Genomic DNA, 16,545 nt, shown 5'->3' with positions numbered 1-16,545 from the left:
TGTTTGCGTTTTCAAAATGTTGATAGCGTATCTTTTGTTTATTTTGAAAATTAAATAAATTGATTGATTTCAGTTTGAATTTTTGATAAATTGATAGTTAATTAGGCTAAACATACTACAAGTAAAGTTGAGGCGAATTATGGTACAGTCCATTGATCGAGCGATAAGTATTATTAAGCTATTAAATTCTACAAATGAAAAAGAGTATTGGGCTATTTCTGATATAGCTGATGGAACACATCTTCCGGTTAGTACAGTACATAGATTACTTAATTCTCTAATGGAGCATGGGTTAGTTACACAAATTTCAGAAACAAAGCAGTACAAGATTGGGCCAATGTGGATGGAAATAGGATTACGTCAATTGGAGAAGGTAGACTATAGATCTGTTGCAAGGGAAGTGATGAAGCGATTGGCCGCTGAAGTGGAAGAAAGTGTCTATTTGAACATTCCAAATGGAACTCATTCTATTATTATTGAAAGAATTGATAGCCCTTTAAAAATTCGGGTTATCGATAACTTAGGGGAACAGATTCCACTTTCGATTGGCGCCGCAAATAAAACGATGCTTGCCAATATGAAAACGAATGAAATGGAATACATTGTAGAACAATTACTTTCTTCTTTACCAGAACAAAAGCAAATTCTTCTTAATCAAATAAAACAAATAGAAAATGAAGGATATGCTGTAAGTTATGGTGAAAAAACAGAAGGGACAGCTTCAGTAGCTGCACCTATTATCGGATTCAATCATAAAGTAGTAGGAGCATTAAGTGTTGGGTTAATTAGTCATCGTATTAATGATGATCGACTATCTTTTCTTATTAGTAAGGTAAAAGAAGCAGCTCATGAAATTTCAATAAAAATCGGCAGTACATCAGAATTATAATTTTGATAACTGTCGTTATTTTTTATTCATATATTGGAATTGATTTTCATAATGCGGAAAAATAGGGGGGTTACTATGTCAAAGTGGCAATCAAAAGAACAATTGATTCAGTTATTAAGCAATCTTGTTGAAATTCCTAGTATTACAGGTTCAGAAGCTGAAGTTATATTACCAGACTTTGTTGTAGAACAATTATCTGACTTACAGTATTTCAAACAAAATCCGCATCATTTGCAAAAAAATCCGACGGGGGATGGACGATATTTTGTTACCGCCCTAGTAAAGAAAAGTGATAGTACGAAAAATACTGTAATTCTTGTTAGTCATTTTGATGTTGTAGATGTACAAGATTATGGAGTGTGGAAAGAAGATGCATTTCATCCTAAAAAGTTAACATCTATGTTTTACTCTCATAAAGATGAACTACCAGATCATGTACGTGAAGATATAGAACAGGGAGATTGGCTATTTGGTAGAGGGACAATGGATATGAAATGTGGTCTAGCTTTACAAATGGCAATGGTTGAGCAAGCTTGTGAAGGAAGATTTGATGGGAATGTTCTTTTATTAGCTGTTCCAGATGAAGAAGTGAACTCCGTAGGGATGAGAGCAGCTGTTCCGAGATTATTAGATTTAGCAAGAGAACATGATTTAGAATTTAAAACGGTTCTAAATTCAGAGCCTATGTTTTCAAGGCATCCTGGGGACCAAAATAAGTATATTTATACTGGTTCTATTGGGAAGGTGTTACCTGGTTTCCTTTGCTATGGAAAAGAGACACATGTAGGTGAACCTTTTGCAGGCTTAAATGGGAGTTATATGGCTGCATTATTAACAGCAGAATTAGAGTTGAATACGGACCTTTGTGATATTGTAGATGGTGAAGCGAGTCCTCCACCAACTAACTTGCTTCAAAGAGACTTAAAAGAGGACTATTCTGTACAAATTCCGCATCGTGCAGTCACACTATTTAATTTGTTTTTACTAGAAAAATCGATGACAGATGTCGTTTCGTTGCTGCGTCAAAAAGTAACGAAAGTAGCAGAGAAAATCGAAGAGTCTTACGAGAAGCAAGCATATCGTTTTTCTAAATATAATCCGTTCATACCTCCTAATCTTAAAGTAAATGTATTAACGTATGAAGAGCTTATCGCGTATGCAATTGAACAACATGGAAAAGAGACAATAAATGATATTCAATCTAATATTATAAAAAATAGAGAAGATAAAGATGATCGTGCAGTAACAATCGATTTAGTTGATAAATTAGCTATATTATGTAAAGAAAAAGCGCCGATGATTGTACTTTTCTTCGCTCCGCCGTACTATCCAGCTGTGAGTTCACGCGACAATCCTTTCATTAAAGAGGTAGTTGTAGAAATGGAAAAGTATGCCCAATACAATCATAGCATTACATTTGAAAATCAAAATTATTTTGGAGGAATTTCAGATTTAAGCTATGTGGGCTTACAGAACCCATTGGATTCAATGAGTTCTCTTGTAGACAATATGCCATTATGGGATAAAGGCTATTCAATTCCACTTCAGGAATTAGAAGAGTTTGACGTTCCAGTATTAAATATGGGGCCGGTAGGAAAAGATGCACATCAATGGACAGAGCGTCTAGACGTAAATTACGCATTTGAAACGCTATTCGATATGTTACCGATATGTATTGAAAAATTACTTGTATCTAATAAAATTACTCAGTCATAGTTAGGTGTGTATAAAAGTGAATGAATGGAAAACATAACATTCAGAAGGTATAGAAATAGAAGCCAAAAAGAGGATTTGAATATAATTATTTTAATATAATAAAAACAAAACGGGCAAACTCAATCATTTATGAATTTGTCCGTTTATCTTTTGGCGAAAATAGGGGTATGTAAACTACATGTGTATATAGTCAAAAACAGTTTGTAATTAGTGTTTACTTTTTAGTTTGATTAGATAATTCAATAGACTTTTGCGTGCAACGTTGCATAGCTGAAATGATGGCTGTTCGCAAGCCTTTTTCTTCTAATGTTGCTACAGCCTCTATTGTCGTTCCGCCTGGGGAACAAACCATATCTTTCAATGCACCTGGATGTATTCCTGTTTCCAATACCATTTTTGCAGAACCTAACACAGCTTGAGCTGCGAATTTATATGCTTGATTTCTTGGCATACCATCTAGTACAGCAGCATCTGCCATCGCTTCTATAATCATATATACGTATGCTGGCGAAGAACCACTTACAGATGTTACAACATCCATTAATTTTTCGCTTACGATCTCTGTTTGACCAAAACTATTGAAAATGTTTAGTACATCTTCTAAATCTTTTTCTGTAACCATTTCGTTAGGGCATAAAGCAGACATTCCTTCTCCAACAAGAGCAGGAGTATTAGGCATTACTCTCACAACCTTTAATTTTTTATCAAAGGCATCTTCAGTACTATTAATGCTTTTCCCCGCAGCGATTGTTACGACGATAACGTCGTTTTTAATCACTTCTTTTATTTCATTAATTACGGAGGAGTATAAGTCTGGTTTTATTGATAAAATTAAAATATCAGCCTTTTTAGCTACTTCATTGTTGTCAGTAGTTGTAGTTATCCCGTATTTTTCACTAGCATTTTTTAAATTCATAGTGTTCAAATCTGAACACATGATTTTATTTGAAGATACTATATTATTGTTTATCATACCGCCAATTATAGCCATCCCCATATTTCCGCATCCGATGAATCCAATTTGTTTGTTCATAATAACTCGATCTTGCTCCTTTTATAATAAATTATATCGGTTTGATATTATTATCTTAGAATAAGAATAACATCCCTGTGCAATATAAAGAAACATTCTAAGAGAATATATTCCTTTTTGCAACACTAAAAGATAAAAATTAACTATATTCGACATTATGTAAATATATACACTATAATTTAAGGTTTTATGCTTATGAATATGAGTTAAACTTATATCAATTTTTATTTTCATTCAGTAGGGCGATAATTTCATAACAGTAACTTGCGGCTCTATTTATTTTTAAAAATACCTCTTGACACCGAATCGAACTATATCGCATAATATAAAAAAATTAGATCGAAAATCGTTGAAGGGAATTAGTACATATGTCTTCTTACGAAAGAGAGTGGAATTCACCGGCTGAAAGATTCCTCGTATAGAATGTATCGAACCTATCCCTGAGTCTTAAATGAAAGTTTAGGCGTTCGCCTGCGTTATAGGCGTCAAGTGGATATCTATGTATATCAATCAAGGTGGTACCGCGGAACAATGACCGTTTCGTCCTTATTATTTTATTAAGGGCGAAGCGGTCATTTTTATTTTGCTCTTTCATACTACAGGGCAGCATGGATGAGAATAAATATAGCTGCAAACTGAATGAATAGAAGTGTAATGTATAAAAACTTTGATTTTAGACTTGGGGGTTACAAAAGTGAAAAAACAACGAATTGTTGTAAAGATAGGGAGTAGTTCCTTGGCAGATAGTCATGGAGGCATTTCTAAAGAACAACTTTCAGATCACGTTGCCGCATTGGCACGACTGAAACAGGAAGGGCATGAAGTTTTGTTAATTACATCTGGAGCCGTCGCAGCAGGTTTTTCTGCTCTTGGGTATCCTAGCAGACCAGTGACAACTAAAGGGAAACAGGCTGCAGCAGCTGTCGGACAAAGTTTATTAATGCAGGCGTACACAGAGGAGTTCCGTAAATATGATATTGTTACTGCACAACTTTTATTAACGAGAAGTGATTTTTCTAGAAAAGAACAATACAGTAACGCGTACGCTACTTTAGGAGAGCTACTAAACCGTTCCGCTCTTCCTATCATCAATGAAAATGATTCCATTTCTTTAGAGGAGCTGACGTTCGGTGATAATGATATGCTGTCAGCTTTAGTAAGCGGACTTGTGTCGGCAGATATGCTTATGATTTTTACGGATGTGAACGGTTTATATGACAAAAATCCTCAAAAAAATACGGATGCGAAAAAATATTATTTTCTTCCTGAAGTTACGGAAGAAATCGCTTCTCTTGCTGGAGATGCTGGTTCAAAACTTGGAACTGGCGGTATGAAATCAAAAATCGATGCTGCAAAGACGGCACTATCTCTTGGAGTGAGTGTATTTATCGGAACAGGACGTGGACAGGAAAAGTTTTTAGATGTTTTGAAGGGCAAAGGTGATGGAACGTATATCGGTAATGCTCCTCAAAAAGTAATTAAAATGAACAAGCAATGGATCGCCTTGCATTCGCTTGTTAGCGGTCAAATTGAAGTAGATGCCGGGGCAGCTACTGCTATCATTCAACATGGAAAGAGCCTTCTTCCTGCTGGTGTTACAAATGTGTCAGGATTTTTCCAAGTGGGTGAAGTCGTGGAAGTAATTACGCAACAAGGGCGCGTAATAGGAAAAGGACAATGCACATATAGCGCGGAGGAACTAAGGAATTTAAAAGGTATGAAAAGCCAAGATATTCAAGCAAGAGGCGAAAGGCATAATTATGAAGTCATCCATAGAGATCATTGGGTTTCATTTTAAGAAAAGAGAGCACGCAAATTTGAATGGGCAGGTAAGTTTTAGATACTCGTGTTAAATGGTTCTCAAATAATATACTGATTAACCTTTAAAAAGGAGGAAATAAAAATGAATGAAGTGTTGGCAAAGGGGAAAAAAGCGAAAGAGGTTGCTAGAGAACTTGTGCTTACATCTACAAATCAAAAAAATGAAGCACTTACCGCAATTGCTGATCAGTTGATAGTAGAAACAGCTTATATTGTAGAGGAAAACAAACGGGATATTGAAGAAGGTAAGGCAAAAGGATTTTCTGAGTCACTCCTTGATCGTCTTATGCTGAATGAACAACGTATCATTGATATGACTGAGGGAATTAAGCAGCTAATTGATTTACGTGATCCTGTTGGGGAATGTGTAAGTGCATGGGAAAGACCAAATGGACTATCTATTCAGGAGATGCGAGTACCACTTGGTGTTGTCGGGATGATTTACGAGGCAAGGCCGAATGTGACAGTAGATGCTGCTACAATTTGTTTGAAAACAGGAAATGCAGTCATATTGCGTGGTAGTTCTTCCGCTATCCATTCTAATAAAGCGATCGTTGCTGTAATTCACCGAGCGCTCAAACAAACGAGCTTGCCTCAAGAAAGTGTACAGCTCATAGAAGATACGACGCGAGATAGCGCGAAGCAGTTATTTACATTAAATGACTACTTGGATGTTCTTATCCCAAGAGGTGGCAAGCAATTAATCGATACTGTAGTAAGAGAAGCGTCTGTTCCAGTACTTGAAACAGGTGCGGGAAATTGTCATATTTTCATTGATGAAACAGCGGATAAACAAATGGCATTTAATATTATTATAAATGCAAAAACGCAGCGTCCATCTGTATGTAATGCAATTGAAACGATTATACTTCATGAAAAGTGGGCGCAGCAATTTGGTAGCGAACTGTTTTCTTTATTGAAGGAAAGAGGCGTGGAGCTACGTGGTGATAAGAAAGCATTGGCAATTGATTCTTCTATTGCATTAGCTTCAGAAGAGGATTGGGAAACTGAGTTTTTATCTCTCACGCTAGCAGTTAAAGTCCTTTCTACAGTAGAAGAAGCGATTCATCACATAAATACGTATGGATCTATGCATTCCGAAGCGATTATTACAGAGAACGAGGAAAACGTCAGCAAGTTTTTCACATCCGTTGATGCCGCAGCACTTTATCATAATGCATCGACTCGTTTTACGGATGGATCTGAATTCGGATTTGGCGCAGAAATTGGCATCAGTACGCAAAAGCTACACGTAAGGGGACCAATGGGACTTCCTGCATTAACTTCTACAAAATATGTGATTCGTGGGAATGGACAGATTCGGGGATAAAAATTATAAAGGAAAAAGTGAAATAATAACGAAAGACACCCAATTTCATTTAGGTGTCTTTCGTTATTATAAGTATTGATTTACCACACAAAAAGCCCCACGAGCATAGCGCTTAACAAGGAAACAGCCATTCCGCTAACAAGAAGCTTCCAAACATTTTTACCGATTATTGATGATTTTTCTCCGCCAAATAATGAATTGTAAGTTCCGTATATCATACCTACTGTACTAAAGTTAGCAAAAGAGGCTAGAAATGTAGTTGCAACAGCAATCGTATGCGGTTGTAAAGACTTTAAGTTTGATTTTAAATCCATCATGGCAACAAATTCATTCGTTGTGATTTTGATTCCCATTAATTCAGCTACATACATAGCATCTTTACCTGTTAAACCGAGTAAAAAAGCAAAGGGGCTAAAGATAATGGAGAAGATTTTTTGAATTGTTAAACCTGCTACAAAAAAGCTTAAAATACCATTTAAACATGCTGTTAAAGCTACATATCCAATTACCATAGCTAAAATAACGATTACCATATTCATTCCGACTAACATACTGTTTGAAATAGTAGAAAAGAAATCTTTTTTTTCATTTTTTGAAGGTTTATAAACAACATCTTCTTCTTTCGTAACTTCAATAGGATTTAAAACATTAGCTAAAATTAATGCGTTAATACAGTTTAAAGGAATAGCGCTGAAAATATATGTTGCTGGAACCATTGATAGATAAGCACCAAGAATGGATCCGCTGACACTACTCATACTCATAATTCCAAAAGTCAACAAACGATTTTCTTTTAAAACAGATAATTGATCACGAACAACCGCAAGTGCTTCCGTATTTCCTAAAAACATCATTTGAATGGAAAAGAAACTTTCTAACTTTGGTAAACGAGAAATCTTAGAAATAAGTGCACCAACTTTATCAATGATCCAAGTTAAGACTCCAAAGTAGGAAAGGATATCAAAAAAAGTGATAACAAAAATGATAGGAAGTAAGGCACTAAAGAAGAAATCAACTGTTTGATTTTCCATAGCTGAAGGAAATGCAAAACGAATACCTTCATTCGCGCACGATAGTAGCCAACTGAAAAATGACGCAATTTTATTAATAATAATACTGCCCAATTTGGTGCCTAACATAAACCACGTAATAAAAAGCTCCAATATGATTAGAATAACGATTGGTCTCCATTTTATTTTTCTTTTATTAGGCGAACAAAGGAAGACGATTAATATTACAACAAAAATCCCTAACATATTTAATATGAAATGCATGTCAACAACTCCTTGAGGCTTATTATTTGTATATAAAAAAGCCTCTATTCTTCCAAATTTGGATTATAATCAGGAGTTATGAAGAATGTGAATTATGTTTAGCATTCATCTATTTCAATTAATGTACTAACAATTAATGTTTTCGCTTTATAAAGTATATGTATTAGGAATGTAAAGCAACAAATTAAATCTATTGACGGAACGGAGGATAACTAATAACTGCATCCATTTTTAAATTGTTTAGGCGAAATACCAGTATGTTTTTTAAATACCTTTGTAAAATGACTTTGGTCGTGAAAATTTAGTACTGTAGAAATTTCGGATATAGAATGTCTCGTATATGTCATTAACTTTTTTGACTCATCGACTTTCGCACGCTGAATATATTCATTTAAAGAAATTCCAACTTCTTTTTTGAAAAGGGAAGATAAATAACTAGGGTTTAATGTGACTATTTCTGCAAGGATATTTAGTGTAATATCACCATAAAGATGAGTGAATATATAATTCTGACATACGTTTATATGTTTTGAATGTTGCTGCACTGTACTATTTTTGACACGTTCTGCAAACTCAAGTAACGCATTCTCTAAAAAAGGGGGAATTGCTTCATTTTTATGTATTTCTTCGAGTTTTTGTATAAATAAATCACTAATAGTATATGCGATTTCAGGGAAAACTCCACCTTCAATAGCAGATCTAGTTGCAAGTGTAATAGCTGCAATGGCAGAATTCTTTTGGCTTCGCAGGTGACTTGTCTTTGATAACACCCCAAGTTCTCCTGATTCAGGTAATCTCCTTAGATTTTTAATTAACTCCTCCTTTTTCCCTTGCTTAATACATTCAAATATTTTCCTCTCGGCTAGTGGATCGATATGAGTTAATGTACTTTGTCGTTGCTCTGATATATGTACATCAGGCTGTTCAATTTCGAATTCCGCCTTTTTTATTAGCATGTTTTTCTGCAGTATATCAGCTATGTCCAACTGTTTCTGATATAGCATGTAATAAAGCACTAAACTTACATTTAAAAAACTCATATTATTTAATACGGGTAGAGAACGATAATATCGAATCATTTCTTCTTTGTTTATTTTTAGTTGAAGATCATTAACAATGCCATTAATTGATGTTTCTGATAGCCTGGAATAAAGGACTGGTCCAACAATTATATTCCCACTAATTTGGTCGTTCAAACGCAGATGAATTGCGAAAAAGTTTTCGAGAAAGGCGGTCTCTACTAGTGACGGAAAAGTATAGGAAGGCTGTTCCTTATATAGTTCATTCAGTATTGCCTCTTTGGAAGAATACATAGGGTTATGCAGAATATTGGACGAGATTTCAAATACTAAATCTCCTTTGTTAGTAAGAAAATAGATAGGTGTTTTATGTAGATCAAAGACTAGCTTACAAATATAATATAGATCTTCTCGTTTGGAGCAATTCATTATTTTAACCTCTATTCTTTAAAAAACAGCTAAAATTTTTACAAGTAGTCTAAAAAATATACCATAATATCTGAAAGATAATAACTATAATATCATTAAGAAAGCGTTTACTTATATGTTTTTTAGGAGGGCTATCATGAAAAGAGATATTAAGAAAATCATTTCTGAAATGACGCTAGAAGAAAAGGCAAGTCTATGTTCTGGATTAGACTTTTGGAATACAAAAGGGATTGAACGATTAGGGATTCCATCAATTATGGTAACTGATGGACCACATGGTCTAAGAAAACAGGCAGAGGGAGCAGATCACTTAGGGATTTATAACAGTATTCCATCGACTTGTTTCCCTTCAGCAGTAGGGTTAGCAAGTACATGGAATAAAGACTTAATACATGAAGTAGGAGTTGCATTAGGAGAAGAATGTCAGGCTGAACATGTAGGTGTTCTCCTTGGACCAGGTGCAAATATTAAACGTTCACCGCTATGCGGAAGAAATTTTGAATATTTTTCAGAGGACCCGTATTTATCATCGCAAATGGCTATAAATCATGTTAAAGGCGTCCAAAGTCAAGGCATTGGAACGTCATTAAAGCATTTCGCAGCTAATAATCAAGAGCATCGCAGAATGTCTGTAGATGCAATTGTTGATGAAAGAACTTTACGTGAAATTTACCTTGCAAGCTTTGAAGATGTTATTAAGGAAGCACAGCCTTGGACAGTAATGAGTGCTTACAATAAAGTAAATGGTGAATACGCTTCGGAAAATAACTATTTGTTACATGATATTTTAAAAGATGAATGGGGATTTGAAGGCTTTGTCGTATCTGATTGGGGCGCAGTAAATGAACGTGTTGCAAGTTTAGCGAACGGTTTAGAGTTAGAAATGCCTTCAAGCTTTGGAATTGGTGAGAAGAAAATTATTGATGCAATTCATTGTGGTGAGCTAAGTGTAGAAAAGCTTGATCAAGCAGTTGAGCGTCTTCTTTACATTATTTTTAAAGCTTATGATAATCAATTAGAAAACGCTACGTATAGTAAGGACATGCATCATCAGCTTGCAAGGGAAGTTGCAAGTGAAAGTATGGTTATGTTACAAAATGAAGATTCCATTCTTCCGCTAAAAAAAGAGGGGACGGTAGCGGTAATTGGAGAATTTGCAAAGCAACCACGTTATCAAGGCGGCGGAAGCTCTCATATTAATCCAACAAAGCTTGCAAGTATTTTTGAAGAACTTGAAATGGTATCAGGTGAAAAAACGAACATTTTATTTGCACAAGGTTATGATCTTGCAAGCGATGACGTAGATGAAAACTTGATTAATGAAGCAAAAAAAATAGCTGAGAGCGCAGATACAGCTGTCCTTTTCGTTGGGCTTCCAGATCGTTATGAATCAGAAGGCTTTGATCGAAAACATTTACAAATGCCAGAAAATCACGTGCAATTAATTGAGGCTATTGCTGAAGTTCAAAGTAATATCGTTGTAGTTTTAAGTAATGGTGCGCCAATTGAAATGCCATGGATAGGTAAAGTAAAAGGAATACTTGAAGGCTATTTAGGTGGCCAAGCATTAGGCGGAGCAATTGCTGATTTATTATTTGGTGATGCGAATCCAAGTGGGAAGCTAGCAGAAACATTCCCGGAAGTTTTAAGCGATAATCCTTCTTACTTAAACTTCCCGGGTGAAGGTGATAAAGTAGAATATAAAGAAGGCGTGTTCGTTGGATACCGTTATTATGATGCAAAAAATATTGAACCATTGTTCCCATTTGGCTTTGGGTTAAGTTATACAAACTTTGAGTATAGTAAACTTTCAATAAGTAAAAACGAGATAAAAGATACGGATACTGTTTCTGTTCTTGTAAACGTGAAAAATGCTGGTAGTATAGCTGGGAGAGAAATTGTTCAGCTGTATATAAAAGATGTTGAAAGTAGTATGATTCGTCCTGAAAAAGAATTAAAAGGATTTGAAAAAATAGAGTTGCAACCGGGAGAAGAAAAAACGGTTAGTTTTACTTTAAATAACAGGTCATTTGCTTATTATAATGTTGAAATGAAGGACTGGCATGTTGAAACAGGTGAATTCGAAATTTTAGTAGGAAAGTCTTCAAGAGAGATTGTTTTACAAGATAACATATTCGTTCAATCAACGACTATAATTAAAAAAACAGTGCATCGGAATACGTTACTAGGGGACATATTTGCGGACCGAATGTTAGCACCAATTGCAAAAGAGCTTATGGAAAAAGCATTAAAAGACAGCCCGTTTGCAAGTATGGCTGAAGGGGATAGTGATGCCTCTGAAATGATGGATGCTATGCTAAATTACATGCCGTTACGAGCGTTAGTAAACTTTAGTGCAGGCGCATTTACAGAAGAAATGTTAAGTGAAATAATTGAGCTATTGAAGGATGCGCAAATGAATCAATAAGCGGCGCATGTGAAGAAGTTAGATGGGGGATTACGGTCTGGAAATACCCGATTGGTTTGGGCTAATATTTTATATTATTAATAAACATAGATTTACAAAAAAGCAAATGAGAGCTAGCATCTCATATTGCTTTTTTTTGAATTTATTCAGATAATGTAAAATCAAATAATTGTCCATTATCTACAGCAGGCCCATTTAGTTCTTTGTAATGTGGGACATTGATATAAAAAGGTCCTTCGGTAGATTCCCACTTATTATCTGTAGCAATAAAAGTAATTTTATAAAACCTAACGTTTTCACTTCTTTCGGTTCGTATCTAGACTACCTCTGTTACGATGCTATTTTTCTTATTACTTTATCTTGGGTAATAGTAGTAATTACGGGAGAGAAATTGATGTAACAGTTAACTGCGTTCAATTGTTTGGTGGCATGTTAAACTTAAGCAATTTTAATCATTATATATAAATAAGAACGATGAGTTGGCCATGAACCTTGGAGTTTCCGAAGTTGTATAATTTGTCCTGTATGATAAGCATCGTGCAAAAGGATATTCATATATTGTTGCCAAACAGGTAGAGAAGGAATCGGTTGATCCAGTTCTGCTTCTTGAAGAGATGTTAATGAAGATTGTAAGGCATCATGTACTTGAAGCGTTCGCTTTACTGTTTGTTGCCAAGTATACTTTTTTAATTCTTTTTTAATAAACATCTTTTGTACTCTTAACTTTAGTAATTGCAAAAATAAACATACGCTTCCTACATTATTTTTCTCCATGTAATACATTCTCCTTTCTCTTCAATATGCCTGCCCTATAGTAGAACAAGAATATGAACTGCAACGTATAAAAGAGCTAAAAAAGAACCTCCATTATTAATAAGGTATTTAACAATCGGCGTTTTAATGGAGTAAGGATTAAAAAGATTATCATAGTCTTTAGTTTTCGGTAATTGTAATATAATTCTAAAAATATAGAAGGTATTATTCGATAATTGTAGAATCAAATATATAGCAAATAAGGAGGGGATCAAATGGAAGTCTTTCATGTAACGAGTAGAAAGAGGGAAACGTACCATATTCAAATGAAGTATTCGATACTTTTCGAATGTGCACTTGGCATTGCGGCAATTACTCATAAAAGGTTAATAGACACACTTGAAAAATCCCAAAGCGAATGGGAAGAAATTAGACAATCATTAACAGAAGAAATGAGGGAGCACTTACAGTTTGTAGAAGAGCATAATACGTGGAAAGCGCTGCTTCAGTTGTTGTATGAAGGTGATTTTCAAAATCTATCACAGTTTATTGCGAATATCGATTCGCTTTCAGAAGAAGATTTAAAGTATATATGTTTACCCTTTATAGGAGAGAAGTATGAAGAAAAAAGACGTTTAGCAGGAAATGGAGACGTAACTGCAATACAAAAATTAAAGGAACTGACACAGGATCATCAGTTTTTCTCTACGTATATTAGCTTTATATGTAATAGTGATATACAAGAACTAAAGGACCATTTTATCGCTGTTATGACAGGATGGTATGAGAGTGTTATTAAAAAAGAGGAAGAGCAATTACTTTCTATATTAGAGCGAGACTATGAAGCAAAGAATGAAATGAATAAAAAGATGAAACCGGAAGAGTTTGTCGAGTGGGCGACTGGTGGCGTTAACTATATGCCAGAGCCAAGTGTTCATTACGTACTTCTTATCCCGCAACTGACGTACAGGCCGTGGAATATAGAAGCTGATATTGAAGATACGAAAGTGTTTCATTATCCTGTCGCAAATGAAAGTATACATCCAGAAGATCCGTATGAGCCGAATTATTTTTTAGTTCAAAAACATAAAGCACTTGGGGATGAAGCGAGATTACGAATTGTAAAAATGTTGTTTGAAAAAGAACGTACATTGCAGGAAATTACGGAAAGACTGCAACTTGGTAAATCGACAGTGCATCATCATTTAAAATTATTACGTTCGGCTAAGTTAGTTGATATACATGACGGAAAATATGTATTGAGAAAAAAAGCAGTGCAGTCGTTAGCGAAAGAATTAGATGTATTTTTAAATAGATAATATACAACGAGAATGTACATAAAGGGAGGAATTAAATAGAAAAGTTGGTGAGCTATAGTGAAGAGTGTATTGAAAAATCGTTCATTCTTTTTTATGTGGATTGGTAGCGCAATTTCGGAATTAGGCGGAGCTTTCGGGACGTTGTGTAATTCAATTCTTGTTTATGAGTTAACGGGATCAAAAACAGCATTAAGTAGTATGTGGTTATTATATTTTATCCCATCTCTCATACTGCAACTAATAAGCGGACCATTTATTGATAAATGGAGCCGAAAGTGGATTATGATTTTTTCGCAATGGATGCGGGCATCTGTTTTCTTACTACCTTTAGTCATGGTAGTTACTAGTAATATAGAAGCTTGGCACGTGTATGTCGTTCAAATTATAATTGGGCTCATTACACCGCTTTATACACCTGCAAGTCAAGCAATTACACCGAGCATTGTAAGTAAAGAACAACTTCAAGATGCAAATGCGTATATTGATGGAATGACTCGTCTTATGATGTTTCTTGCGCCACTATTAGGTGGTATCGTTATTACATTCATTGGAATCAAATTAACAATGTTGTTCGTTTGTGTTTGTCTATTCATTAGTGGGGGATTGTTACTTTTCATAAAAGAAAAAAGAGTAAAACAAGAATTGAGAAAAACGTGGCTAGAACAGTTTCTTCACGGTTTTACATACTTTTTCACAAAACCAATCATCGTTTGGCTCGGTGTATTTCTTACTTTCGTACAGTTTGGAGTAGGGGTAACGATGGTTACAAATCTTCCTTATATAAAAGACGAGTTGTCCGCAGGATATGCGGAGTTTGGTTATTTTATGGCTGGTTTCCCGCTTGGCTATGTAGTTGGATCTATACTAGTCGGAAAAGTAACATATAAAAGCCGGCGTATACTTATGCTTGGTGGATTGTTTATAGGAGGGCTCACATACAGTTCTCTAGGGTTCAATCATAGTATAATAATTGCGGTAATAACTGAAGTGATTGCAGGTGTTTGCATCGCATTTTTCAATGTTCATAACACAACAATATGCCAACAAACTGTCCCGAACAATATGATAGGAAAAGTATTTTCAGTTCGACTATTTTTCATACGATCCGCTATGCCGTTAGGTGTGTTAGTAGGAGGCATACTAAGTGAAATGTGGGGAGTTAGAGCGCTATACCTTATCATCGGTGCGATTATATGTGTCACTTCTTTAATAGGAATATTACTCCCATATTTTAAATTTTTAGATGAGGCAGTTGAAGAGAAAACAGCATAATTCAAAAGATTTAAAACTTTATAATTGAAAATAATTATCATAATCAACTATAATAGAAGAATACTAGTATTCGAATTACAAAGAGGGAGTGGGATATATGTTTATCGAAACGAAAACATTTACTGTAAAAGAAGGTACATCAAATATAGTTGTAGAACGTTTCACTGGAGAAGGTATAATTGAAAAATTTGAAGGCTTCATTGACTTAAGTGTTCTTGTGAAAAAAGTAAGACGCGGCGATGAAGAAGTTGTCGTTATGATTCGCTGGGAATCTGAAGAGGCATGGAAAAACTGGGAAACGAGTGAAGAACATTTAGCTGGACATAGAGCGGGCCGTGGTAAACCAAAACCAGATCATATCATTAACGTTGAACACGGTGTTTATTATGTGAAATCATCGAAAGCGGCTTATCAGCAGTCGTAAAATATAAGCAGAGGATACATGTTGTAGAAATTAACATGTATCCTCTTTTTTAGTACTGGAGGGATGTAAGTGATAGAAAACCTTTCATTTATTACATATGAAAAACATAAAGAAATAGTGGAAATAATTTTAAACGAATGTTTATCTATAGAAAAAGTAACCGGATTTATGCTCATCGGTTCTGTCGCAAGAGGTGATGCATATCCTGATTCGGATTTAGACTTATATATTCTTTTAGAAGACGGACAAAAGAAGCGATTTTATTCTGAAATGAGAGAAGATATTTTAGTTGAATATAAGTATGCTGATTTTAATCAAATACAAGTAAACTTTAAAAATAATCAGATGGAACTATATTCATTTTTAGAAGGGAAAATTTTGTTTGATAAAAGCGGTGAATTGAAAGAATTAAAGGCAATAGCAAAACAAAAATTTGAAAACTATCGAGTTGCTAGTGATAAAGTAAAGGGCATTTCTCATTGGTTACATAGTTCGCTAATTAAAATTAAGACTGCTCTGAAAGCAAAAGATGAGTTAAAAGCATCATATATAGTTCAAACATCAACTTGGACATTGTTAGAGGGAATATGGGCTATTAATAACAAGCCAGTACCTTCAGCTGGATCTGTTTTGAAGTATATTGAAACATTATCCAAAGTACCAACTCACTTTGAAGATTTTATAAATAAACTGTTTTTAGGTGACACGACAGAGCGAATCTCTTCAGCAGTTTTCTTGATTGAGTGGATTTTAATTCATTTGGAGAATAAACAATAGAATACGATTGTTAAATTTTATTGGTAAATAGATATTCCGTTTCGAATCGTTCGTATAATTT

13 protein-coding genes and 1 other annotated feature are annotated in these 16,545 nt (G+C 34.7%); of the genes, 9 read left to right on the top strand and 4 right to left on the bottom strand.

Features of this window, described 5'->3' with window-relative positions:
- Positions 1 to 139: 139 nt before the first annotated feature.
- A complete protein-coding gene (locus BTOYO_RS01380) occupies positions 140 to 889 on the top strand; it encodes an IclR family transcriptional regulator (protein WP_000250754.1) in 750 nt (249 codons plus the stop codon).
- Positions 890 to 964: 75 nt separating this feature from the next.
- Positions 965 to 2,605, top strand: a complete 1,641-nt coding sequence (locus BTOYO_RS01375; protein WP_000049535.1) for a M20/M25/M40 family metallo-hydrolase — start codon at positions 965 to 967, stop codon at positions 2,603 to 2,605.
- 214 nt (positions 2,606 to 2,819) lie between these two features.
- On the opposite strand, the gene proC is transcribed toward BTOYO_RS01375, so the two are convergent.
- Positions 2,820 to 3,638 (bottom strand): pyrroline-5-carboxylate reductase, encoded by an 819-nt coding sequence (gene proC / locus BTOYO_RS01370; protein ID WP_001041315.1) that lies wholly within the window; start codon positions 3,636 to 3,638, stop codon positions 2,820 to 2,822.
- Between the two features lie 340 nt (positions 3,639 to 3,978).
- Positions 3,979 to 4,189: a binding site (T-box leader), on the top strand.
- Between the two features lie 143 nt (positions 4,190 to 4,332).
- Here proC and proB point away from each other — a divergent pair.
- On the top strand, positions 4,333 to 5,436 hold the full coding sequence (proB, locus tag BTOYO_RS01365; protein WP_000744732.1) for a glutamate 5-kinase: 1,104 nt from the start codon (positions 4,333 to 4,335) through the stop codon (positions 5,434 to 5,436).
- A gap of 105 nt (positions 5,437 to 5,541) precedes the next feature.
- Complete coding sequence (locus BTOYO_RS01360; protein WP_001006648.1) at positions 5,542 to 6,789, top strand: glutamate-5-semialdehyde dehydrogenase; 1,248 nt, start codon at positions 5,542 to 5,544, stop codon at positions 6,787 to 6,789.
- A gap of 80 nt (positions 6,790 to 6,869) precedes the next feature.
- On the opposite strand, the gene BTOYO_RS01355 is transcribed toward BTOYO_RS01360, so the two are convergent.
- Together BTOYO_RS01355 and BTOYO_RS01350 are read right to left on the bottom strand one after the other, a co-directional pair.
- A complete protein-coding gene (locus BTOYO_RS01355) occupies positions 6,870 to 8,063 on the bottom strand; it encodes a nucleoside transporter C-terminal domain-containing protein (RefSeq protein ID WP_000545491.1) in 1,194 nt (397 codons plus the stop codon).
- A 212-nt stretch (positions 8,064 to 8,275) separates the two neighbouring features.
- Entirely contained in the window at positions 8,276 to 9,511 is a 1,236-nt protein-coding gene (locus BTOYO_RS01350; protein WP_000995839.1) for a helix-turn-helix domain-containing protein, read from the bottom strand.
- Between the two features lie 136 nt (positions 9,512 to 9,647).
- Here BTOYO_RS01350 and BTOYO_RS01345 point away from each other — a divergent pair, with 136 nt between their 5' ends.
- On the top strand, positions 9,648 to 11,939 hold the full coding sequence (locus BTOYO_RS01345) for a glycoside hydrolase family 3 C-terminal domain-containing protein (RefSeq protein WP_000817452.1): 2,292 nt from the start codon (positions 9,648 to 9,650) through the stop codon (positions 11,937 to 11,939).
- 438 nt (positions 11,940 to 12,377) lie between these two features.
- Here the strand turns inward: BTOYO_RS01345 and BTOYO_RS01340 are convergent, their stop codons facing one another.
- The gene (locus tag BTOYO_RS01340; protein WP_000414475.1) at positions 12,378 to 12,713 is read right to left on the bottom strand and encodes a hypothetical protein; all 336 of its coding nucleotides are present in this window, start codon (positions 12,711 to 12,713) and stop codon (positions 12,378 to 12,380) included.
- A gap of 254 nt (positions 12,714 to 12,967) precedes the next feature.
- Here BTOYO_RS01340 and BTOYO_RS01335 point away from each other — a divergent pair, with 254 nt between their 5' ends.
- The 4 genes from BTOYO_RS01335 (at position 12,968) to BTOYO_RS01320 (ending at position 16,484) form a co-directional block, all read left to right on the top strand.
- Positions 12,968 to 14,011, top strand: coding sequence for an ArsR/SmtB family transcription factor (locus BTOYO_RS01335; protein ID WP_000451626.1), 1,044 nt, complete (start codon positions 12,968 to 12,970; stop codon positions 14,009 to 14,011).
- A 57-nt stretch (positions 14,012 to 14,068) separates the two neighbouring features.
- The gene (locus BTOYO_RS01330; protein WP_000843817.1) at positions 14,069 to 15,283 is read left to right on the top strand and encodes an MFS transporter; all 1,215 of its coding nucleotides are present in this window, start codon (positions 14,069 to 14,071) and stop codon (positions 15,281 to 15,283) included.
- A gap of 97 nt (positions 15,284 to 15,380) precedes the next feature.
- Entirely contained in the window at positions 15,381 to 15,707 is a 327-nt protein-coding gene (gene hmoA, locus BTOYO_RS01325) for a heme-degrading monooxygenase HmoA (protein WP_000469501.1), read from the top strand.
- A gap of 69 nt (positions 15,708 to 15,776) precedes the next feature.
- Positions 15,777 to 16,484, top strand: a complete 708-nt coding sequence (locus BTOYO_RS01320; protein WP_000572074.1) for a nucleotidyltransferase family protein — start codon at positions 15,777 to 15,779, stop codon at positions 16,482 to 16,484.
- The last annotated feature ends 61 nt before the right edge of the window (positions 16,485 to 16,545 follow it).

Origin of the sequence: Bacillus toyonensis BCT-7112 (genome assembly GCF_000496285.1) — a bacterium.
Lineage (GTDB): Bacteria > Bacillota > Bacilli > Bacillales > Bacillaceae_G > Bacillus_A > Bacillus_A toyonensis.
The sequence above is the reverse complement of the archived record's forward strand: the minus strand, read 5'-3'. Positions and strand labels throughout refer to the sequence as shown.